Origin of the sequence: Microcoleus sp. D2_18a_B4 (assembly GCF_036702475.1) — a bacterium.
Classification (GTDB): Bacteria; Cyanobacteriota; Cyanobacteriia; order Cyanobacteriales; family Microcoleaceae; genus Microcoleus.
Genome location: NZ_JAUBTL010000147.1, coordinates 1 through 1,359, shown reverse-complemented (window position 1 = coordinate 1,359; position 1,359 = coordinate 1). Strand labels below are relative to the sequence as shown.

Genomic DNA, 1,359 nt, shown 5'->3' with positions numbered 1-1,359 from the left:
TTTTACCCAAAAAATGGGTCTAAAGCCCCGTCCTTATAGGACGGATTTAATTATCATGAATTGTAAAGATTGTTAAAGTAACAAGTTTATAGCCACAATTGTCCGTAAACGTGATATAGTAATTCCATGATTGTACTAGAGTTTAAGTTGAAAGGCAAAGCGCAGCAATATCGGATCATCGACGAAATGATTCGCACGGCTCAGTTTGTCCGAAACAAAGCTCTCAGATACTGGATCGACAATCAGGGGGTTAAATTATCCGACCTGTACAAGCAATGCGCCATTATGGCGAAAGAGTTTGAATGGGCTGGCAAACTTAACTCAATGGCACGTCAGGCTTCGGCTGAACGTGCCATTTTTGCTATCCAACGTTTCTTCTCTAATTGCAAAGCTAAGAAGCCGGGGAAAAAGGGATATCCGCAATTCAAAAAGTACACTCGTTCCGTTGAGTACAAAACATCAGGCTGGGCGCTTTCCACCGATAAAAGATGTCTAACATTCACGGACGGTTTTGCGGCGGGGACTTTGAGACTACTTGGTAGTCGAGATTTGCATTTCTACGCACCCAAGGAAATTAAGCGAGTCCGAGTAATTCGTCGAGCCGACGGTTACTATGCTCAATTCTGTATCAACGTGGAGCGAACGGAGGAAGTAGTTCCCACAGGTAAAGCTATTGGCATAGACGTAGGGTTAAACCATTTCTACACCAATAGTAGCGGGGAGACAGTTCCGAACCCTCGACACTTGCGTAAAAGTGAAAAAGCCTTAAAGCGGTTGCAGAAACGAGTCTCTCGTAAAAAGAAAGGCTCTACCAATCGCTTTAAGGCAATCAATAAGTTAGGAAGAAAACACTTGAAGGTTAGTAGGCAGCGCAAAGACTTCGCCATTAAGACGGCGTTGTGCGTAGTGAAATCTAACGATTTCGTAGCCTATGAAAATCTTCAAGTAAAAAACATGGTGAAAAACCATAAACTTGCTAAATCGATTAGCGATGCAGCGTGGTCACAGTTTGCTCAATGGTTGCAATATTTTGGGAAAGTGTATGGTAAAACAGTTGTTGCTGTTGCTCCTCAGTATACTTCCCAAAATTGCTCAAGTTGTGGAAATCCTGTTCAGAAATCGCTATCTGTCAGAACTCATGTTTGCAGTTGCGGTACGGTACTAGACCGTGACCACAACTCCGCTTTGAACATTTTGGCAAAAGGATTGAGGCAAACAGGAATCACTTTAAATACGGTGGGGCACACCGAAATTAACGTTTGGGGACAGGCCGACCTCTACTCATTGGTGGTGACATCAACGAGCAAGTTGACTGATTGATCCAAGAATCCCTGCGCCTTCAGGCGCCCGGAGTGTCAA

General features: G+C 43.9%; 1 protein-coding gene. It reads left to right on the top strand.

Translation table 11 applies throughout. The features are described from left to right. The first annotated feature begins 126 nt into the window (after positions 1-126). Positions 127-1,320: a transposase gene (locus tag QUB04_RS32400; RefSeq protein WP_333290752.1), complete on the top strand. Its 1,194-nt coding sequence runs from the start codon at positions 127-129 to the stop codon at positions 1,318-1,320. Positions 1,321-1,359: the final 39 nt, after the last annotated feature.